This is a genomic window from Aeribacillus sp. FSL K6-8210 (genome assembly GCF_037963925.1).
In the GTDB taxonomy this organism is placed as follows: domain Bacteria; phylum Bacillota; class Bacilli; order Bacillales; family Aeribacillaceae; genus Aeribacillus; species Aeribacillus composti.
On record NZ_CP150172.1, the window covers coordinates 1,469,906 to 1,490,123 of the forward strand.

General features: G+C 40.3%; 20 protein-coding genes and 1 riboswitch. Of the genes, 19 read left to right on the top strand and 1 reads right to left on the bottom strand.

Features of this window, described 5'->3' with window-relative positions; all coding sequences use genetic code 11:
• The first annotated feature begins 32 nt into the window (after positions 1–32).
• The 8 genes from NSQ41_RS07135 to NSQ41_RS07170 all read left to right on the top strand — a co-directional run bounded on the left by NSQ41_RS07135 (position 33) and on the right by NSQ41_RS07170 (position 8,572).
• Complete coding sequence (locus NSQ41_RS07135) at positions 33–1,037, top strand: iron ABC transporter permease (protein WP_144598346.1); 1,005 nt, start codon at positions 33–35, stop codon at positions 1,035–1,037.
• Positions 1,037–2,050 carry an iron ABC transporter permease gene (locus NSQ41_RS07140; protein WP_339211604.1) on the top strand — a complete coding sequence of 338 codons (1,014 nt, stop codon included), beginning with the start codon at positions 1,037–1,039 and terminating at the stop codon, positions 2,048–2,050. The genes NSQ41_RS07135 and NSQ41_RS07140 overlap by 1 nt, the downstream gene beginning before the upstream one ends.
• 1,043 nt (positions 2,051–3,093) lie before the next feature.
• Positions 3,094–3,285 (top strand): antirepressor AbbA, encoded by a 192-nt coding sequence (abbA, locus tag NSQ41_RS07145; protein ID WP_066247994.1) that lies wholly within the window; start codon positions 3,094–3,096, stop codon positions 3,283–3,285.
• A gap of 218 nt (positions 3,286–3,503) precedes the next feature.
• Positions 3,504–3,959: a cyclic-di-AMP-binding protein CbpB gene (gene cbpB, locus NSQ41_RS07150; RefSeq protein WP_063386842.1), complete on the top strand. Its 456-nt coding sequence runs from the start codon at positions 3,504–3,506 to the stop codon at positions 3,957–3,959.
• 182 nt (positions 3,960–4,141) lie between these two features.
• A complete protein-coding gene (locus tag NSQ41_RS07155) occupies positions 4,142–5,647 on the top strand; it encodes an MDR family MFS transporter (RefSeq protein WP_339199633.1) in 1,506 nt (501 codons plus the stop codon).
• Positions 5,648–5,737: 90 nt separating this feature from the next.
• Positions 5,738–6,610: a LysR family transcriptional regulator gene (locus NSQ41_RS07160; RefSeq protein WP_063386844.1), complete on the top strand. Its 873-nt coding sequence runs from the start codon at positions 5,738–5,740 to the stop codon at positions 6,608–6,610.
• A 74-nt stretch (positions 6,611–6,684) separates the two neighbouring features.
• Complete coding sequence (gene dapD, locus NSQ41_RS07165; RefSeq protein WP_063386845.1) at positions 6,685–7,395, top strand: 2,3,4,5-tetrahydropyridine-2,6-dicarboxylate N-acetyltransferase; 711 nt, start codon at positions 6,685–6,687, stop codon at positions 7,393–7,395.
• A gap of 49 nt (positions 7,396–7,444) precedes the next feature.
• The gene (locus NSQ41_RS07170) at positions 7,445–8,572 is read left to right on the top strand and encodes an N-acetyldiaminopimelate deacetylase (protein WP_339211308.1); all 1,128 of its coding nucleotides are present in this window, start codon (positions 7,445–7,447) and stop codon (positions 8,570–8,572) included.
• Positions 8,573–8,669: 97 nt separating this feature from the next.
• Here the strand turns inward: NSQ41_RS07170 and NSQ41_RS07175 are convergent, their stop codons facing one another.
• Positions 8,670–9,527, bottom strand: a complete 858-nt coding sequence (locus NSQ41_RS07175; RefSeq protein ID WP_066248002.1) for a mechanosensitive ion channel family protein — start codon at positions 9,525–9,527, stop codon at positions 8,670–8,672.
• Positions 9,528–9,877: 350 nt separating this feature from the next.
• Between NSQ41_RS07175 and NSQ41_RS07180 the strand changes: the two genes are divergently transcribed.
• The 11 genes from NSQ41_RS07180 to urtB all read left to right on the top strand — a co-directional run bounded on the left by NSQ41_RS07180 (position 9,878) and on the right by urtB (position 20,218).
• Positions 9,878–10,426, top strand: a complete 549-nt coding sequence (locus tag NSQ41_RS07180; protein ID WP_063386848.1) for a peroxiredoxin — start codon at positions 9,878–9,880, stop codon at positions 10,424–10,426.
• A 92-nt stretch (positions 10,427–10,518) separates the two neighbouring features.
• On the top strand, positions 10,519–10,974 hold the full coding sequence (locus tag NSQ41_RS07185; protein WP_063386849.1) for a TlpA disulfide reductase family protein: 456 nt from the start codon (positions 10,519–10,521) through the stop codon (positions 10,972–10,974).
• A 231-nt stretch (positions 10,975–11,205) separates the two neighbouring features.
• On the top strand, positions 11,206–11,874 hold the full coding sequence (locus NSQ41_RS07190) for a hypothetical protein (RefSeq protein WP_339199637.1): 669 nt from the start codon (positions 11,206–11,208) through the stop codon (positions 11,872–11,874).
• 65 nt (positions 11,875–11,939) lie between these two features.
• Positions 11,940–12,040, top strand: a riboswitch (TPP riboswitch).
• 124 nt (positions 12,041–12,164) lie between these two features.
• Positions 12,165–13,430: an acetylornithine deacetylase gene (locus tag NSQ41_RS07195; protein ID WP_311067163.1), complete on the top strand. Its 1,266-nt coding sequence runs from the start codon at positions 12,165–12,167 to the stop codon at positions 13,428–13,430.
• 32 nt (positions 13,431–13,462) lie between these two features.
• Positions 13,463–14,140, top strand: coding sequence for a thiaminase II (tenA, locus tag NSQ41_RS07200; protein WP_063386916.1), 678 nt, complete (start codon positions 13,463–13,465; stop codon positions 14,138–14,140).
• A gap of 17 nt (positions 14,141–14,157) precedes the next feature.
• Entirely contained in the window at positions 14,158–14,838 is a 681-nt protein-coding gene (tenA, locus tag NSQ41_RS07205; protein WP_339199642.1) for a thiaminase II, read from the top strand.
• A 15-nt stretch (positions 14,839–14,853) separates the two neighbouring features.
• Positions 14,854–15,429, top strand: a complete 576-nt coding sequence (locus tag NSQ41_RS07210; protein ID WP_339211311.1) for an ECF transporter S component — start codon at positions 14,854–14,856, stop codon at positions 15,427–15,429.
• Positions 15,430–15,440: 11 nt separating this feature from the next.
• Entirely contained in the window at positions 15,441–16,898 is a 1,458-nt protein-coding gene (locus NSQ41_RS07215) for an ATP-binding cassette domain-containing protein (RefSeq protein WP_339211313.1), read from the top strand.
• An 11-nt stretch (positions 16,899–16,909) separates the two neighbouring features.
• A complete protein-coding gene (locus NSQ41_RS07220) occupies positions 16,910–17,707 on the top strand; it encodes an energy-coupling factor transporter transmembrane component T (RefSeq protein ID WP_094245563.1) in 798 nt (265 codons plus the stop codon).
• Between the two features lie 336 nt (positions 17,708–18,043).
• Positions 18,044–19,291: an urea ABC transporter substrate-binding protein gene (urtA, locus tag NSQ41_RS07225; protein WP_117016831.1), complete on the top strand. Its 1,248-nt coding sequence runs from the start codon at positions 18,044–18,046 to the stop codon at positions 19,289–19,291.
• A gap of 24 nt (positions 19,292–19,315) precedes the next feature.
• On the top strand, positions 19,316–20,218 hold the full coding sequence (gene urtB, locus NSQ41_RS07230) for an urea ABC transporter permease subunit UrtB (RefSeq protein ID WP_063386857.1): 903 nt from the start codon (positions 19,316–19,318) through the stop codon (positions 20,216–20,218).

Sequence of the window (20,218 nt, forward strand, 5' to 3'; positions counted from 1 at the left end):
TATAAAATAGAAAAATAGAAGAGATGAGATGTATGCTAAAAAACGATTCCGCTTCATTTTTCTTTAAATTCATATTCGCAGTCATTTTGCTGATTGGTTCGTTTTTTTTAGCGATGGTGTTTGGAGCGGCAGACACAAGTGTAAAAGATGTTTGGCTGGCGCTAACGACAAATGAGGCTGGTAAGACGATTGATATGATTCGGGAAATTCGTCTTCCGCGCGAAGTCGGCGCTATTTTTGTCGGCGCTTCTTTATCAGTAGCTGGAGCAATCATGCAAGGATTGACTCGCAATCCATTAGCAGATCCAGGATTATTAGGGCTGACAGCCGGAGCAAATGCTGCACTCGCTTTGACAATTGCCCTTTTTCCGAACGCAAATTACTTTAGTATGACCATTGCGTGCTTTATTGGAGCAGCAGCTGGCGCCTTTTTAGTTTTTGGAATCGGTGCGGTAAAAAAAGGAAGGATTTCTCCTTTTCAAATCGTTTTAGCGGGGGCTGCTGTGTCTGCTTTTCTTTTTGCCGTCGCGGAAGGAATCAGCTTATATTTTAATATTTACAAAAATGTTTCGATGTGGACAGCTGGAGGACTTGTCGGTGCAACATGGAAACAGCTCAAGATCCTCATACCGATTGCTCTCGTTGGGATCACCATTTCTCTTTTTTTCTCAAGGCAGCTGACCATTGTAAGTTTAAATGAAGAAGTGGCAGTCGGGTTAGGTCAAAAAACGGCACAAATAAAAATGGTGCTGTTTATCATCATTATATTGCTTACTGGTGCATCTGTCGCCCTTGTTGGGAATATGGCATTTATCGGTTTAATGGTTCCGCATATCGTCCGTTCGGTCGTAGGGGCCGATTATCGTTATATTCTCCCAATGTCTGCGATATTCGGCGCCTGCTTTTTATTAATCGCTGATACGCTTGCCAGAACGATTAATGCTCCTTACGAAACACCAGTGGCGGCCATTGTTTCCTTTTTAGGTTTGCCTTTCTTCCTGTTCATTGTGCAAAAAAGGGGGAAAGCTATCACATGATCATACATCCGGCAATTGTAAAAAAGCAGCGGCTGATCATACTTGTTCTGATTCTTTTAATTGCTGCAACGGCCATCATCGGAATGGGATTAGGCACCTCCTCCGTCTCGATGAATCGTTTGCTTCCAACTATTCTCGGCCACGGGACGTTTAAAGAGGAGTTCGTTTTATTTTCCGTCCGCTTGCCGCGGATCATTGTGACCTTATTGGCAGGAATGGCTTTGGCGGTTTCCGGGGCGATCTTTCAAGATATTACAAGAAACGATTTGGCTGAGCCGGGGATCATTGGGATTAATGCCGGAGCAGGAGTAGCTATTGCAGTGTTCTTTTTATTTTTTCCAATTGATGTCGGCTCATTTGTGTATTTACTGCCAGTCGCAGCTTTTATCGGCGCTCTTTTAACGGCAGGGGCTATTTACGTTTTTTCTTATGATCGAAATGCCGGTTTAAACCCCGTTCGATTAGTCCTTATCGGTGTCGGCTTCGCCATGGCTTTATCAGGAACCATGATCGTCATTATTTCTTCTGCAGAACGGCAAAAAGTTGATTTTATCGCCAAATGGCTGGCAGGGAACGTTTGGGGGGCAGATTGGCCGTTTATTTTGGCAATTTTACCTTGGATTGTCATTTTGATTTCGTTTATTGCTTCCAGAGCTCAACAATTAAATTTATTAAGTTTAAACGATCCTTCTGCTGTCGGGGTTGGCTTGAAGATTGAAAGGGAGCGAATTACGCTTCTATTGGCTGCTGTCGGGCTTGCCGCAGCTGCGGTTTCTGTTACGGGAGGTGTAGCGTTTATCGGTCTTTTGGCACCCCATTTAGCACGGTCACTGATTGGTCCCCGCAATCAACTTTATCTTCCGATTGCGATTTTGTTGGGAGGATGGCTTCTACTACTAGCCGATACAATCGGGCGAAACATCGCACTTCCGGACGGCATCCCAGCGGGCATTATGACAGCTTTAATCGGGGCGCCCTACTTTATCTATATTTTATTGAAAAAATCATCATAATCGAGGCACATTTCGTTTAGAAAAGAATGAGGAAAGGAATAAAATAGCTGATAGTAATTTAGAAATCTTCCATTACTCCTATGTGTCGGCTGGCTGTTCATCCTTTTTTAGCTAGACGGCATCTATTTGCTTACATGATACTCGTAATACATCTGGCTGGAAGTAAGACAAATTGATGCCTTATTTAATAAAAATTGGGCGGCAGGAGGGCTGAAATCTCCCTCCGCCGTTCCTGCCTTTGTCAGTGTGAAAAAGTTTGCCTCATAGACTCTCTTCAAATGCTCATTTTTTAGCAGAATTCAAGAAGTTTGGCAGTTGATCGAACATTTTACTGAAGGTAATGACAGCTTCTTTTTCTTCTTCGTTTTATGTGCAGCCTTTCATAAAGAGTATTTTTGTCTACAAAAGCTTCAACCGTGATGATTTAAAATTGAACATTTTTCCCACCTAATGACGCATTGATTAGCATCTTTCAACTCTTTGTCCTAATTCGAGCTGTCTGACGTACAGAATGAACGGAAATACAGCTCTACATGATCTTTTGCTCTAGTTCAACTATTTTTGAGAAAGTTTGGCTGGCTTCATTGTTCGCTTCCGCCTCAAAGATTATTGAGCAATGGGTCCATGTTTCCCATTTCATTTCAATCAAATCTTTTCATATAACAGAGAGAGCATACGGTTTCAAAGGGGAGCAGCCCTCGCATCATTTCCAACACTTTAATTGGCGAATTTGATAACGTGCAACGTATCTATCATTTAGAATCAGTGTAAATAAATACAATTGCCGGAGCCAGAGGAACTGAATGCAGCGGTTCGAACGGTGATGTCATTTAATCGACTTGGTTAAATAAACAAAAAACAATCTGCACATACTCCAGCTTCGGGGTTCTGATTCGATTTCCGGCTTCTTGTAATTGAAAGCTGCGAAAAAAGGAATATTATTTTTCATGATGTAAGCAAATTTCGACATAATTTTAAAGCTGCTCATTATATGTTATGGTTAGGATGTTTTTTAAAATGAAGTCACTGGAGGATGAATAACGATGCGAGCTGTTCAACCGGTATTGTCTCTAGAAGAAAAGCAATTGCTTGTCGCAATTTTGTTTCGCAACCATTTTGCGATTGAATTGGTTGTGAGCGAAATCAATGATATTGAATGCGGAAAAAAAGAGTTTGATTTATGTACATACAAAAAATTAGTGGAGCTTTATGACAAAATCCGTTCGCATACGTAACCTGTATCCTTGTGAGGACCAGTTTTTGAGTGTGAGAGGCATCTGAACGATGCTCTTTGCAAGAGCATCGCTTTTCGCAGAAATGTAAGTTTATCGCGTGATAAAACGCTTACATAATGATATCATAAAATAGGAAGTTTCTTTTTGGTAAATGGAACACATTTTCCAGATCATATGTTATGATTAAAATGAAATGTCAAAGTGAGAGGAAGAAACGAATGACAAAAGTTTTTTCTGAAGAATTTACAAATATTTCGATTAAAGATTTGATGATACCTGCAGACAAAGTGGCTCATGTCCAAATGGGAAATAACTTAGAGCATGCATTATTAGTGTTGACGAAAACAGGCTATACAGCTGTTCCGGTTTTGGATGCTCAATATCGCTTGCACGGGCTGATTACGACGAATTTGATCATGGATTCAATTTTAGGATTGGAACGAATCGAATTTGAGCGTTTGCAAAATATGAAAGTAGAAGAAGTAATGAACAAAGATGTTTCCAGATTGAATGTATCGGATGATTGGATGAAGGCGCTGAAGCTCGTTATTAATCATACGTTTGTATGTATAACGAATGAGGACGGTGTTTTAGAGGGGATTTTTACAAGAAGGGTCATCTTAAAAAAGCTCCATAAACAACTAATGATATTAAATTCCAGGTTTCCCAAATAAAAACGCCCTTGCCGGCGTTTTTATTTCATATTGGCTCAATAGTTTCGAATCCATCCAACCTTCAAATAATGAAAATATAGATATTGTTTTTTTGGAAAGCAATTGAACGAATGCGAATGCTATGGCAAAATGAATTCATGCTTACAAACGATTGAAAGTGATTTTCAAATGAGGTGATCGTGATGAAAGAGGCGCTTATTGAAAAAGATAGGGGGAAACTAGACCATAAAGAAACAAAGCGTCCGTTCGTTTTAGCTGCCGTCATGCTGGCGATGTTTATGGCTGCAGTTGAGGCAACGATCGTTTCCACAGCAATGCCTGCCATTGTCGCAGAAATTGGCGGTTTTTCAAAATATAGCTGGATTTTTTCTTCCTATTTATTAATGAATTCCGTAACGATTTTAATATATGGTAAATTGGCGGATTTGTTTGGAAGAAAACCGATTTTTGCTTTTGGCATCATTATTTTTTTAATTGGCTCTGTGCTTTGCGGTCTCGCCGATTCGATGGAAACTTTAATTATATACCGTTTTATACAAGGGATTGGAGCCGGAGCTGTGATGCCAGTCGCCACAACAATTGTCGGCGATATTTATACAGTAGAAGAAAGAGCCAAAATACAAGGATATTTGTCCAGTGTATGGGGAATTTCTGCAATAATCGGTCCCGTTTTAGGTGGCTTGTTCGTTGAGTACATAAGCTGGAAGTTTGTATTTTGGGTGAATGTTCCTTTAGGCATTTTATCAATGGCAGGAATCGGTCTGTTTTTGAATGAACGCATTGATAAGAAAAAGTCGAGCATTGATTATGCAGGCGCCATGTTCATGCTTATTGCGATCAGCTTGTTGATGGTCGTCCTTGTCGAAGGAGGAGTCCGCTGGTCTTGGACTTCCTGGGAGGTTGCGGCGTTATTAGCTGTTGCATGCTGCTTCTTTATATTGTTTATTTTTCAGGAAAATCGGGCCGATGATCCGATGATGCCGCTTTCGCTTTGGAAAAATCGCTCCATTTTGCTTGCGAATGTAACGTCCTTGACGACCGGGATGATGCTTATGGGCATTTCCACCTTTTTGCCGACATTTGTGCAAGGTGTTATGGGAAAATCGGCAATGGTGGCTGGATTCACGCTGACAACGATGTCAATCGGATGGCCGATTGCTTCAACAGTAGCGGGGAGGATTTATTTAAAAGCCGGCTTTCGTGCCACATCAATTTTAGGAGGCATTTTTTTATTGGCCGGCAGTCTTGTCTTTGTTATGCTTTCAGCAGATGACGGACCTGTTCATGCTATGATCGGCTCTTTTTTACTCGGCGTCGGAATGGGGCTGACATCGACCTCGTTCATTGTATCGATTCAATCGGCAGTTGATTGGAAAGAACGCGGAATTGCCACCGCCACCAATATGTTTATGCGAAATCTCGGCAACACCGTCGGCGCCGCTTTGCTCGGCGGGATTTTAAACAGCAAGCTGCAAACATATTTGGAGGAGCATAGTGCTGGAAAAAACTTAAACATTGATTCGGCCAACAACCTATTGAATCCAGAATCAGATCTTTCCGGTCCTATAAAAGAGGTTCTTGAGTCTGGTTTGAGCATTGCTCTTCACCATGTTTATTTCGTCGTCTTTTTATTAGCAATTTTGAGCGTTCTTTTTATTTTCTTTCTTCCGAAGAGAGAATTAAAATGAATGTTTTTTGCTAAACTTGTTATGACGGAAAAGCAAAAATATTTTATAATGTTTTTGAACTATTGAATCCACTAAGGAAAGGGTTTAGCGATGCAAATTTCGGAATTGCAAATCCTTGTGACTTTGTCTGAAGAAAAAAATATGAGAAAAGCGGCTGACCGACTTTTTGTTTCCCAGCCTGCTTTGTCGCAGCGTCTTCAGTCGATCGAAAAAGCATGGGGATTTAAAATTTTTTTGCGCTCACAAAAGGGATTGACTCTTACACCGGCAGGAGAAAAAGTTGTCCAGTTTGCAAAAGAAATGATTGAAAAGGAAGAGAAGGTAAGAGAGGAAATCTCTGTTTTGGAAGGAGAAGTGTACGGGACGTTAAAGCTTGCAGTGGCATCCATAATCGGCCAGCACTGGCTTCCAAAAGTTTTGAAAAAATATGTACAAAAATACCCTCAGGCGGAAATTTCACTTATAACCGGGTGGTCAAGCGAAATATTAAAATGTTTATATGAAGATGATATTCATATCGGAATCATACGCGGAAACCCTGATTGGAAAGGGTTTAAACAGCATTTGCTGGAAGATACTTTGTATTTAGTTGACACAGAAATTCAAAGCATCGATGATTTAGTACACACAGAGCGGCCTTTTATTCAATTTAAAAGTGATTCTACATACTATCAAGAAATACAAGAATGGTGGCACAGGCAATTTAAAAACCCGCCAAAAAGGACAATTGTCGTTGATCAGATCGAGACGTGCAAGCAAATGGCGTATCATGGTATCGGCTTTGCGATTTTGCCTTCTGTCAGCATTGATGAAAAGGATGGTTCGATCTTTCGACTGCCGCTCATTGATCATGAAGGAAAGCCGATTAAAAGGGATACTTGGTTGATCGGGCATGAATCATCGTTAAAGCTTAAACAAGTGCAGGCGTTTATGGAAATCGTCCATCAATTTATTAATGAATGATAAATTTGCTTGTCAATTGATTCTTTTCTTTGATACAGTAATGGGGGTACAGAAAAACAGAGAGGAGTATTACGATGAAAATGATGGATGCAAACGAAATTATTTCATTTATACAAAACAGTAAAAAAACGACTCCTGTAAAAGTTTATGTAAAAGGTCAATTAGAAGGAATCAACTTTGGAGAACAGTCCAAAACATTTATTACTGGAAACACAGGCATCATCTTTGGAGAATGGTCTGAAATTGAACAAGCACTAGCAGAAAACAAAGATAAAATTGAAGACTATGTTGTTGAAAATGACCGCCGGAACTCAGCGATCCCGCTTCTTGATTTAAAAGGCGTAAAAGCGAGAATTGAACCAGGTGCAATCATCCGTGATCAAGTGGAAATCGGAGATAATGCGGTCATCATGATGGGGGCAGTGATCAATATCGGCGCCGTCATTGGTGAAGGAACGATGATTGACATGAATGCAACATTGGGCGGTCGTGCAACGGTTGGTAAAAACTGCCACATTGGTGCCGGAGCGGTTTTAGCTGGTGTAATTGAGCCGCCTTCTGCAAAACCTGTCGTAATCGAAGATGATGTTTTGATCGGAGCAAACGCCGTCATTTTAGAAGGTGTAAGGGTAGGAAAAGGCGCGGTTGTTGCAGCTGGTGCTGTTGTAGTGGAAGATGTTGAACCGTACACAGTTGTTGCAGGTGTTCCTGCGAAAAAAATTAAAGATATTGACGAAAAAACGAAAGCGAAAATTGAAATTAAGCAAGAATTGCGGCAGCTCTAAATTCGAAGCGTGGACAGCGTCCACGCTTATCCTTTAGGAGGGGACTCATATGAATAAGGATGCGCTTATTGCCATTCGCCGTGATTTGCATAAAATACCTGAACTCGGATTTCAAGAACATAAAACACAAAAATATTTATTAGATTATATTCATTCGCTGTCGAACGAAAGGCTTGAAGTGAAAACATGGAGAACAGGTATTTTCGTGAAGGTCCATGGAACAAATCCTCGAAAAATGATAGCCTACCGGACAGATATTGACGGATTGCCGATTGAAGAAAAAACGGGGCTTTCATTTCAATCAGAACATCCAGGCTTGATGCATGCTTGCGGTCACGACTTTCATATGACGATCGCTTTGGGGGTTTTAACTCATTTCGCCTATCATCCGATTCAAGATGATCTGCTATTCATCTTTCAGCCGGCAGAAGAAGGGCCTGGCGGTGCAGAGCCGATGCTAAACAGCGAGATTATGCAACAATGGATGCCGGATATGATCACTGCGCTTCATATTGCTCCGGAGCTTCCGGTTGGAACTATCGGAATGAAGCCTGGACTACTTTTTGCTAATACGTCCGAGTTGTTTATCGATTTAACCGGGAAGGGAGGCCATGCCGCTTTTCCGCACACGACACATGATATGGTCGTCGCTGCTTGCTCCCTTGTCACCCAGCTGCAATCCATCGTTAGCCGCAATATAGATCCTTTGGATAGTGCTGTAATTACCATTGGAAAAATTGCAAGCGGCACGATACAAAATATAATTGCGGATCACGCCAGATTGGAAGGAACGATTCGCACATTTTCTGTCGAATCGATGGAAAAAGTGAAAAAGCGGATTGAAGACATGGTCAAAGGTATAGAAATCGGCTACCAATGCAAAGCAGAAATTGACTGGGGTTCGATGTATTATCAAGTGTGGAATGATGAAGCGTTATCAAAAGAATTTATGGAGTTTGTCCAGAATGAAACAGAAGTTCAACTCCACGTATGCAAAGAAGCGATGACTGGGGAAGATTTCGGCTATATGCTGGCGAAAATTCCGGGATTTATGTTTTGGCTTGGAGTTGATTCTCCTTACGGCCTTCATCATGCGAAGCTTTCACCAAATGAACAAGCAATCTTTAAAGCGGTCGATCTTATTTGTCAATATTTTGAATGGAAAGGCAATAAATAGAAGATTCATAGCCTCCTGCATAAAGCAAGAGAAAAAAATTAGAAATACGTTCTATACAAACACGAAGTCATAATTAAAAAGGAAAGGGGATGAGAGATCATCCTCTTTCCTTTTGCTGCTCGTTCTTATGAATCATCACTTGATGAGGGAACGGAATTTCGATGCCGTTTTCATCAAGCACTTCTTTCAGCCGTTTCCGGAGCTTTCTTTCAACAGCCCACTGCTCCATGTTTTTCGTTTTGGCGATGATGCGGATAATCACATCAGACGTGCCGAAATTTTGCACGCCTAAAACGTCCGGACCCTCCACAACCTCTTCAGTTTCTTTTGCAAATTGGTCGCAAGCTTCTTGAAGAATGGACATGACCCGATTTAAGTCTTCATTATACGATATGCTGATATCAACGAGGGCTTGCATATTTCCTCTAGAATGATTGGAAAGGCCGACAATCTGCCTGTTTGGAACATAATGCAATGTGCCGTCAAAGCCTCGGATTTGCGTCGTTCGTAAACCGACAGCTTCCACAATGCCTGAATAATTGCCTGTAGTGACATAATCTCCAACATCAAGTTGTTTTTCTAGGAGAAGGAAAAATCCTGTCACAACATCGCTGACGAGCCCTTGAGCTCCAAAGCCGATCGCAAGACCAACAACCCCAGCCCCGGCTAAAAGCGCTGTGACATTGTAGCCAAACACTTGAAAAACGGTAACAATAAAAATGAAAAACAGGGCATAATGAAAGAAATTCAAAACTAATGTTTGCAGCGTTTTAGCCCGCGTGGTGGAAATTTCCTTCCGATTCTCAAGCCCCTCAAACATTTTGTGAATAATTTTATTGCCGATTGATTTGACGATAATATATGCAATGTAAATTCCAATAAGCTTGGCCAAAACTTCTCCTGATTTTAAAGCCAGATCAGCCCAATCAATAGATTCAAAAAAGTTCAAAACCATTTCCCCTTTCTTTTCAAGCCAATCATTTGGTTATTTGACGGGATCGTGTTAAACTGAATGTACAGTTGAAAGTTTAGCATAGAAAAAGGAATTTTCAATGATTGTTACATTTTTTTAATGATAGCGGCGAAAATTGGAAATAGTATTATTGTTCTCTTCACCGCAATGAAAATGTAAAACAAATTATTTAAATTAATTATTACTTAAAATTGACTAAAATTTTGTTGTTATATATAATAGTAATCGGAGGAAGGATATTGAGAAAATACTCAATTCATTCTCATTTGTTTTTGAAGGAAACGATCAAAAAGTTTCCTTTAAAATAAAATTTTAAAATGGAGGGTTACATAATGGCAGAGCGTTTGGTTGGTAAACAAGCTCCACGTTTTGAAATGGATGCCGTTTTGCCAAACAAAGAGTTTGGTAAAGTAAGCTTGGAAGAAATCATGAAACAAGGAAAATGGACAGTTCTTTTCTTTTATCCAATGGACTTCACTTTCGTTTGTCCAACTGAAATCACAGCTATTTCTGACCGTTATGAAGAATTTGAAGATCTTGATGCAGAAGTGATTGGTGTATCAACTGACACAATTCACACACACTTAGCTTGGATTAAAACTCCTCGCGAAGAGAACGGTTTAGGCGATATTAAATATCCGCTTGCAGCAGATACAAATCATCAAGTATCAAGAGACTACGGCGTTTTAATCGAAGAAGAAGGAGTTGCTCTTCGCGGATTGTTCATCATCAATCCAGAAGGCGAACTTCAATATCAAACAGTATTCCATAACAACATTGGCCGCGATGTTGATGAAACATTGCGTGTACTTCAAGCGCTTCAAACTGGCGGACTTTGCCCAGCAAACTGGAAGCCTGGTCAAGAAACGCTTAAAGTATAATGAAGCTTTTCATTCAAAGGGCCTAGCAGTACGTTAGGCCTTTTTTCAAACGATTATTTTTTTGATATTCATTCTTCAAGGAGGAAGCGGAAATGAAATTACGTGAGCCAATGCCTGAATTAGTCGGAGCAACAACTTGGCTGAATGGCGAAGTAACGAAAGAGCAATTAATCGGTGAAAAACCAACATTAATCCATTTTTGGTCAATCAGCTGCCATTTGTGTAAAGAAGCAATGCCGAAAGTAAATGAGTTCCGCGATCAATATAAAGATAAACTGAACGTAGTAGCTGTTCATATGCCTCGCTCCGAAAAGGATTTAGATATTGATGATATTAAAAAAGTAGCGGAAGAACACGGGATTACGCAACCGATCTTTGTTGACAACGAACATAAATTAACCGATGCTTTTGAAAATCAATATGTACCTGCATATTATGTTTTTGACAAAAACGGCATTCTTCGCCACTTCCAAGCAGGAGGAAGCGGAATGAAAATGCTGGAAAAACGTGTTAATCGGGTGTTAGCGGAAACAGAAAACGCTGAATGATTCAACCATCTGCAAAACATTGCAGGTGGTTTTTCATTTTAGAAAAATACCTTTCCGGCTTTGAAAGGACTTGTTTTTATTGCTTCGAAGCTTTCAAAAGATAAGCATCTCCATTTACCATTCATCTGACATCCTTTTTCCAGCTCTCAATCCTAAAGAAATGATTCACATTCCAAATCACAACATGCTATAATAAATGATGCTAGTTTGAACAAAAAGGAGCATAGGTGGATGGCAAAACAATCACAAACTTTTTCCATTATGAATCTATTAAAGGTGCTTTTGGCTGTCATCGTTATCCTTTTCCTATTTTATTTGCTTGCATTTAACGACGTCGTCGTGCGTTTTATATCTCTGCTATTAAATGGATGTTTAGTTGTTCTCGCCTTCCTTGTCTATCGGAAAATAGACTATATGATAAAGATGAAAGAAGAACGAAAAGAGCCTATTCAAAACGAAAAGCTGCCTGATGAAACAGAAATGGCGCGAAAAGAACAGCAATTAAATAAACTGGAGCTTGATAAAACGCAATTGTTGGAGGAGCTATTAACAAAAGCCGGTATCGAAGAGGAAGAAAAACAAAAGTACCGAGCCAAAATTAGAGAAAAAGAGGATGAAGCTTCAAAGCTTCAACAAGAGCTAGCATTCATGAAAGGCCGGATTGCCAACTTGATTTTAAAAAGAGATCCTGAGATCGAGCGGATTGTCCTGCTGCTTGATGCAGATTTTATATTAAATCATTCGTTAGTGGAAATTAATCAAAGGTTTCAGGAAATTAGCGGCAGTTTTTCTGAACAATCGATCGAGCATTTGAAAAAGGCTAATTATATTGATCAACATTTGCAATTTACTCGAATTGGTTATCGTGAATTATTAAAGACAGCAAAAAGAATCAATTAACCGTTAGCTTGTATTTTTCTATATTTTATGATTTAATGAAATTAAATGAAAATTTCATAATATTAACATACCACTAGGGGAGCCGAAAGGCTGAGAAAGGCGTGTGCCTTGACCCTTTGAACCTGATCTAGATCATACTAGCGTAGGGAAGTGGTGCAGTAATATCGAAACCTGTCTATGGGTTTTGTATATACTTGCCCGTTCCCTTATATTGGGAACGGGCTTTTTGCATTACAAGGCTGGTTGGCAAACCATTTTTCAAAACAAAATGTTAAGAAAGGGGAGACAACGTGTTACAAACGCTATTTCAGCAAATTGATGAAAGGGAAGAAGAACTTCTGAATCTTCTAAAAACACTCGTATCGTTTGAAACGCCGAGCCCTCCGGCAAGAAATGCAAAAGAGGCTCAAAAGTATGTCGCCTCATATTTGGAAGACATCGGCTTTTCCATTGATCAATGGGATTTATATGAACAAGATCCAGTCGTAGTAGGAACGAAAAAAGGAAAAGATCCAGAAAATTACCACAGTTTAATTATTAACGGGCATATTGATGTCGCTTCAATCGAAGAGGGAGAAGAATGGCTAACGCCTCCTTTTGAGGCAACGGTTAAAGGGGATTACATATATGGACGCGGTGTAGCGGATATGAAAGGGGGAATGGCTGCCAGTCTGTTTGCATTAAAGCTGCTGCAAGAAAACGGCATTGAGCCGGGAGGGGATATCATTTTTCAGTCCGTCGTCGGTGAAGAAGTAGGCGAAGCAGGAACAAAATCGTGCTGCGACCGGGGATATCGAGCTGATTTTGCCATCGTTGTCGATTCAAGCAACTGTGAAATACAAGGGCAGGGCGGGGTGATCACGGGCTGGATTACGATTGAAAGCCCCGAGACATTTCACGATGGCACGAGAAGACAAATGATTCATGCCGGCGGGAAGCTTTTTGGGGCAAGCGCGATTGAAAAAATGATGAAAATTATTGAAGGACTGCGAGAGCTTGAACAGCATTGGGCAGTGATGAAAACGAGCAAAGGCTTTCCGCCTGGTTCTGCCACAATTAATCCTGCAGTGATTGAAGGTGGAAGGCACGCCGCTTTTGTGGCCGATAAATGTTCCCTTTGGATTACCGTTCACTATTACCCGGAAGAGCATTATGTAGAGGTGATCCGGGAAATTGAAGAACATATCCATCATGTTGCAATGGCTGATCCATGGCTTCGGAAATATCCTCCGAAATTTAAATGGGGCGGCACATCGATGATTGAAGATCGAGGAGAAATTTTCCCAGCTTTTTCATATGACGAACATTCACTCGGAGTGAAAACATTACAAAAAGCACATAAACTGGCATTTAATGAGGAAGCAAAGCTGACGATGTCCCCTACTGTGACAGACGGCGGCTGGCTGAGTGAAGCGGGAATTCCCGTCGTTTTATATGGACCGGGCACGCTTGAAGATGCACACTCGGTGAATGAAAAGCTGTCCATCCCCCAATTAAAAACATTTACAAAATCGCTGATCGCGTTTTTATTTGATTGGTATCAGAAAAAACGATGACAATTACAAAAGCTGCGAAAGGGGTAATTCAAATGTTTACAGACCGATTGTATAAAACTGCAAAACCGATTTGGGAAGCGAGTTACCATCATCCGTTTGTTCAAGGAATCGGCAATGGGACGCTGGATATCGACAAATTTCGCTTTTTTATGGAGCAGGATTATCTTTATTTAATCGAATACTGCCGCCTGTTTGCCCTTGGAAGCTTAAAGGCTCACAATCTTCAAACAATGACAGTTTTTGCTGATCTTCTACATTCGACGTTAAAAGTGGAAATGGATTTGCATCGTCAATACGCTGAAAGAATAGGAATAGAGAAGGAAAAATTAGAACAAGTTCAGCCTGCTGCTACAACCGTTGCATATACGAGCTATATGTTAAATGTGTCGCAGCGAGGATCATTGGCAGAACTGGTTGCCGCAGTCCTTCCATGTACATGGAGCTATTATGAAATCGGCACACGCTTACATGAGATTCCTGGTGCCAGTGAACATGAGTTTTACGGCGAGTGGGTAAAAATGTACGCATCAACAGAATTCGGTGAATTGGCAAAATGGCTGAAAGATTTAATGAATGAGCTTGCAGAAGGAAAACGGGAAGAAGAATTGAAATGGCTGGAAGATATTTTTGTCACAACGAGCAAATACGAATATATGTTTTGGGAAATGTCTGAACGAAAAGAAATGTGGCCAATCGAAATCAATTCTTAATATAGGAGAGAATGAACATGAAATTTACTGAAAAAATTCGAACAAAAGCAGATCCGATATGGCAGGCCAGCTTCGATCATCCATTTGTAAAAGGTATTGCCGAAGGGAGTTTGCCGCTTGAATGTTTTCGTTATTACGTTTTACAAGATTCGTATTATTTAAGCCATTTTGCAAAAGTGCAATCGTATGGAGCGGCAAAAGCAAACGATTTATATACGACATCGCGAATGGCTCAGCATGCACAAGGAACATTTGAAGCGGAATTATCTCTTCATGAAACATTTGCCAAACAGCTGGGAATCACAGAGGAGGAGAAGGCGAATTTTAAGCCGGCCCCAACGGCGTACGCCTATACTTCCCATTTATATCGAGCGGCGATCAACGGTCACTTAGGCGATATTATTGCTGCAATACTTCCGTGCTATTGGCTATATTACGAAATTGGCGAAAAATTAAAAGATGCGAAGCCAAAAGAACCGATTTATCACCAATGGATTGCGGCTTATGGGGGCGATTGGTTTAAGCAGCTTGTCGAAGAACAAATTGACAGGCTGGATGAAATCGCACAACAAACGATAGAAGCCGATCTAAAAAGAATGGAAGAGCATTTTATCATCAGCAGTCAATATGAATTAGCGTTTTGGGAAATGGCTTACCGTTTAGAAAAATGGGAAGTGGAACCAAAAATCAGTCAATAAAGGAGTTTGATCATAATGAAAGGATTAAAACTGACAGACATTCTAGTAACAATTGTTATTTCGATCGTTTTTGGAATTGTTTATAAACTATGGGGACCGCTTTACTATGCGGTCAAGCCGATCGGGCTGCATGTCGACCAGCTCATATACGGTATGTGGTTTATTGCTGCGACGGTCGCCTTTCTTATTATTCGCAAGCCCGGAGTAGCGCTGATAGCGGAAACAGCAGCGGCATCTGCAGAATTTATAACCGGCTCTGAATTCGGCATAGAGGTTCTTCTATACGGAATCGTCCAAGGACTATTTGCAGAGATCATTTTTGCGATATTTCGATATAAAAAGTTTAATATCGGTGTTGTCATGCTGGCTGCAGCCGCTTCAGCAGCTGGTTCGCTAATTATGGATTTTTATAAAGGCTATATAGATGACTTAGTATTTTGGAACTTGCTATTATTCATTGGAGCTCGATTGATTGGCTCAATCATTATTGCCGGCGCGTTTGCCTATTATCTAGTGAAATCTTTGGAAGCAACAGGAGTGACTAATTTAGTAAGACCTGCGTCGCATGAAGATTATGACGCACTGAACTAGAGGTGGCAAACATGGATCTAGTATGCGAAGTGAAAAATTTACGATTAAAATATCCTGGAGAGGAATCCTTGCTTTTTAAGGATGTATCCTCTTCTTTCTATAAGGGAGAAAAAGTCTTGCTTCTTGGTCCTTCCGGCTGTGGGAAATCGACGTTTTTGCAAGTGTTAAGCGGTTTAATTCCAAAATCTATTGAAGTGCCGATGAAAGCAGAAAAAATCTTGACCCCGTCATCTTGGGGATATGTGTTTCAAGATCCTGACACGCAATTTTGCATGCCGTATGTAGATGAAGAAATGGCTTTTGTTTTGGAAAATTTGCAAGTGCAAAGAGAACAAATGCATGAAAAAATGCGAGTTTACCTGGAAATGGTCGGCCTTCATTTTGATGATCTTCATATCAGTATTCAATCATTATCAGGCGGCATGAAGCAACGGCTGGCGATCGCCACTGTTTTAGCATTGCATCCAGACGTGTTATTTTTGGACGAGCCGACTGCAATGCTGGATCCGGAAGGGACAAAAGCGGTATGGGACACGATGAAACAAGCAGCTCAAGATAAAACAGTTATCATCGTTGAACATAAAATTGATCATGTTCTTGACTTTGTCGACCGCATACTTTTATTTAATCAAAAAGGACAAATCGTCGCAGACGGTCCGAAAGAACAAATTTTTTCTCGGTATCGGAAAGAAATTCGCGAAGACGGCATTTGGTATCCCGGTGTATGGGAGGATTATCTTCGTGATAAGCAGGGGTATTACAAAAAAACCCCTTTAAAAGAACAGGTCGTGATTGAGCTTGAGCAATTTAAAGGATATCGAAAGAAGGAAGTCAAAATCGATGTACCATATGGAAAGGTTCATGCAGGTGAATGGATTGCGATAGTGGGGAAAAACGGCGCCGGAAAGAGCACTTTGTTACATTCATTGATGCAGTTTATACAAACGACCGGCACTTATTTGCTGTTAGAAAAAGAAGCAAAGAAAATAAAAAAGCTTTCCAACATGCTGTCGTTCGTTTTTCAAAATCCGGAATTTCAATTTGTCACCAATTCAGTTTACGATGAAATTGCTTATTCGTTGAGGATTGAACGGATGAAAGAAGAAGAAATTCGAACAAAAGTAGAAGAAATGCTCGAATTATTTCATTTACAGAAGCACCGCCATCAACACCCTTATCAGCTTTCAATGGGACAAAAAAGAAGATTGAGTGTTGCCGCTTTAATCATTAAAAAACAGCCGATCATGCTTTTAGATGAACCGACTTTTGGGCAAGACTCATCAAATACGTTTCAGCTCTTGGAGCTTTTAGAACATTATCGCAAACAAGGGTCTACCATTTTGATGGTGACACATGATGAACAAATAGCAAAGCATATGGCGACAAGAGTTTGGCGGATCGAAGGCGGGAAGCTCGTAGAGGATGAAATTCATTCTTGTGAGGATGAGCAGATGTATGTTCAGATATAGGGGGATCTACAATGGATTTTGACATAAAAGAAACATGGCTGCATAAAATCAACCCGAGCTTAAAGCTATTGTTTCTGATCGTTTTATTTATTAGTGTTCTGTTTATTCACAACATTAATTTTTTAATCAACTACACAGTTGCCGCCTTTCTTTTATTTGCTTTTTTTACCGGTCATCCGATGAAGCGCATACTTTTATTGCTGATTCCATTCGTGCTTATTTTTGTGTCGACTGCTACCTCCATGATCTTTTTTGGAAAAGGTGAGACAACATGGTGGAAATGGGGGCTGATCCATATTACAGAAGAAAGCTTTTATCGCGGTCTTCATTTAGGATTTCGTGCCCTTATCTTCGCTCTGCTTGGGTTAATGTTTTCGTTAACGACAAGACCGGTTTTTTTATTTTATTCGTTAATGCAGCAATTAAAGTTGAAGCCTAAATATGCTTACAGCTTTATGGCAGGCATTCGTTTAATCCCTATTATGATCGAAGAGTTTCAAACAATACGGCAAGCGATGATTGTAAGAGGTGTTGAACAAAGAAAAGGCTTAGCGAATTTTTTTCATAAATTGAAAGCATACTCGATTCCGCTGCTATCGCAAAGCATTCGCAGAGCGCACAGAATTGCTGTAGCGATGGAGGCGAAAAGATTTTCGAATGACACAAAAAGAACGTTTTACTACGAAATCGGGTTTTCCAAATACGATCTTTGCTTTGTCCTTTATTTTATAATCGCTATTTTGTTAAGCTACTATGCAGCTAAGATGCTTCCGTTTTTCCCGGTTACAGATGTAAGGTATATTGAATAAATGGCAGCCGGCTGCAAAATGCTTTTTCATAATCGCTGCATGGTAGATTTAAATGATTGAATAGTCCCGAAAGCATCCAAGTAAAGTGATTGTCCCAACTTACGAAACGATGGACAGTGTCAAACAATTTTTTCTGAAAAGGAACAAGAAGTAAACCATTTTGAAGCAAAAAGTGAATGAGTTTGTTTGATGAAAAAGAGCCTCTAGGGGAAACACCTAGAGGTATTTTTTTTGAAAAATCATGTTAACATTTTTTCCGTACTTGTTGTATGAAGGAAAGAGAATCGGTATTTTTGTTATATAAAATTACATAAAGTGTTAAAAAGGGGGACAATAATGAAAAAAATTTTTTTATTTCTAACGGTTTTCTCTGTAATTTTCGCAAGTGGATGTGCCATGTCTTCTGCTTTAGAGGAAAAGGAATCAAGCGATGGACAGAATAGCGAACAAAATGAAACGGATGTTGTGAAAGTCGGTATTCTCCATTCATTAAGCGGCACGATGGCGATCAGTGAAGTTTCTTTAAAGGACGCAGAATTAATGGCGATTGAAGAAATTAACAACTCAGGCGGGCTTTTAGGAAAGAAAATTGAACCGGTTATTGAAGACGGCGCATCTGACTGGCCGACCTTTGCTGAGAAAGCAAAGAAATTACTGCAACAGGATAAGGTAGCGACGATTTTTGGCGGCTGGACTTCCGCAAGCAGAAAGGCCATGCTGCCGGTAGTCGAACAAAATAAAGGCTTGCTTTGGTACCCCGTTCAATATGAAGGAATGGAATCTTCTCCGAACATTTTTTATACGGGGGCGACCACCAATCAACAAATTGTGCCTGCTGTCAGCTGGCTGTTAAACAATAAAGGAAAGAAGTTTTTTTTAATTGGCTCGGATTATGTGTTTCCGCGCACGGCAAACAGTATTATTAAAGCACAATTAAAAGCTGAAGGCGGAGAGGTAGTTGTCGAAGAATATACACCTTTAGGACATACTGATTACAGCACGGTCATCAATAAAATGAAAAAAGTGAAACCTGACGTAGTCTTTAATACATTAAATGGAGACAGCAATGTCGCCTTTTTCAAACAATTGAAGGATGCCGGAATCACATCGAAGGATGTTACTGTGATGTCGGTCAGCATTGCTGAAGAAGAAATTCGAGGAATCGGCGGTGAAGTATTAGCTGGCCACTTAGCGGTATGGAATTATTTCCAGACAACGGATACACCAGAAAACAAAGCGTTTGTTGAAAAATATAAAGAAGCTTATGGTGAAGAGCGTGTAACGGATGATCCGATTGAGGCGGCTTACATAGCTGTTCATTTATGGGCAGAAGCAGTAAAAAAAGCGGGATCTTTTGAGGTTGAAAAGGTCAAGGAAGCTGCGAAGGGAATCGAGTACAAAGCTCCGGGCGGCACGGTAAAAATAGAAGGTGAGAATCAGCATCTGTGGAAAACAGTAAGAATCGGCGAAATTCAACCGGACGGCCAATTTAAAGAAATTTGGAATTCTGGTGAGCCGGTGAAGCCGGATCCGTATTTAAAAAGCTATTCTTGGGCGGAGAAATTATCTAAAAATAATGAATAATCTAAATTGATAGGAGTGAACAGCTTGTCAATTTTCATCAGTCAACTGTTTAACGGGTTGAGCCTTGGATCGATCATGTTATTGATCGCCCTTGGCTTAGCTATAACGTTTGGCTTAATGAATGTCATCAACATGGCCCACGGTGAATTAATTATGGTCGGTGCGTATGCAACCTATGTAATGCAGCTCATTTTTTCTAAATATTTGCCGGAAAGCTTGTTTAATTATTACTACTTTATTGCTATACCGATTTCATTTCTCGTTGCTTCGTTTATCGGTTATCTGCTTGAAAAAGGAATCATTCGTTTTCTATATAATCGACCAACAGACAGTCTTTTGGCCACTTGGGGAATTAGTTTGATTTTGCAGCAGATTGCCAGATCCATATTTGGCGCTCCGAATGTTGCGGTTGTTGCACCTGCTTGGATGGATGGAGGCTGGCAAATATTTGGCATTACATTGCCTTATAAAAGGTTGTTAATTTTATCTCTGTCAATCGTTTGTATCGCTTTGCTTTATTATTATTTAAACAAAACGTCTACCGGTTTGAGAATAAGAGCGGTCACGATGAATAGAAATATGGCCTCTTGTTTAGGAATTTTTACAAGAAAAATAGATTCTCTAGGCTTTGCTCTCGGAGCTGGATTAGCCGGAATCGCTGGCTGTAGCTTAACTTTATTAGGACCGATCGGCCCTACAATTGGAACGTACTATATTGTCGATGCGTTTATGGTTGTCATTTTAGGAGGAATTGGCGGATTGAAAGGGACGATTATCGGCGCATTTGGCATTGGAATGCTTAGCACTGTTGTTGAATATTCCTTCGGCGCCACGATGGCAAAAGTCATTGTATTTGCAGTGATCATTTTATTTTTGCAGTGGAAACCGTTAGGTATTTTCTCTTATCGCACAAGGGCATTGGATTAG

Bases quoted from the DNA above. Each gene is read 5' to 3' on its own strand.
- NSQ41_RS07135 (WP_144598346.1), top strand. From the start codon at position 33: ATGCTAAAAAACGATTCCGCTTCATTTTTCTTTAAATTCATATTCGCA.
- abbA (WP_066247994.1), top strand. From the start codon at position 3,094: ATGCGAGCTGTTCAACCGGTATTGTCTCTAGAAGAAAAGCAATTGCTT.
- cbpB (WP_063386842.1), top strand. From the start codon at position 3,504: ATGACAAAAGTTTTTTCTGAAGAATTTACAAATATTTCGATTAAAGAT.
- NSQ41_RS07155 (WP_339199633.1), top strand. From the start codon at position 4,142: ATGAAAGAGGCGCTTATTGAAAAAGATAGGGGGAAACTAGACCATAAA.
- NSQ41_RS07160 (WP_063386844.1), top strand. From the start codon at position 5,738: ATGCAAATTTCGGAATTGCAAATCCTTGTGACTTTGTCTGAAGAAAAA.
- dapD (WP_063386845.1), top strand. From the start codon at position 6,685: ATGAAAATGATGGATGCAAACGAAATTATTTCATTTATACAAAACAGT.
- NSQ41_RS07170 (WP_339211308.1), top strand. From the start codon at position 7,445: ATGAATAAGGATGCGCTTATTGCCATTCGCCGTGATTTGCATAAAATA.
- NSQ41_RS07175 (WP_066248002.1), bottom strand. From the start codon at position 9,527: ATGGTTTTGAACTTTTTTGAATCTATTGATTGGGCTGATCTGGCTTTA.
- NSQ41_RS07180 (WP_063386848.1), top strand. From the start codon at position 9,878: ATGGCAGAGCGTTTGGTTGGTAAACAAGCTCCACGTTTTGAAATGGAT.
- NSQ41_RS07185 (WP_063386849.1), top strand. From the start codon at position 10,519: ATGAAATTACGTGAGCCAATGCCTGAATTAGTCGGAGCAACAACTTGG.
- NSQ41_RS07190 (WP_339199637.1), top strand. From the start codon at position 11,206: ATGGCAAAACAATCACAAACTTTTTCCATTATGAATCTATTAAAGGTG.
- tenA (WP_063386916.1), top strand. From the start codon at position 13,463: ATGTTTACAGACCGATTGTATAAAACTGCAAAACCGATTTGGGAAGCG.
- tenA (WP_339199642.1), top strand. From the start codon at position 14,158: ATGAAATTTACTGAAAAAATTCGAACAAAAGCAGATCCGATATGGCAG.
- NSQ41_RS07210 (WP_339211311.1), top strand. From the start codon at position 14,854: ATGAAAGGATTAAAACTGACAGACATTCTAGTAACAATTGTTATTTCG.
- NSQ41_RS07215 (WP_339211313.1), top strand. From the start codon at position 15,441: ATGGATCTAGTATGCGAAGTGAAAAATTTACGATTAAAATATCCTGGA.
- NSQ41_RS07220 (WP_094245563.1), top strand. From the start codon at position 16,910: ATGGATTTTGACATAAAAGAAACATGGCTGCATAAAATCAACCCGAGC.
- urtA (WP_117016831.1), top strand. From the start codon at position 18,044: ATGAAAAAAATTTTTTTATTTCTAACGGTTTTCTCTGTAATTTTCGCA.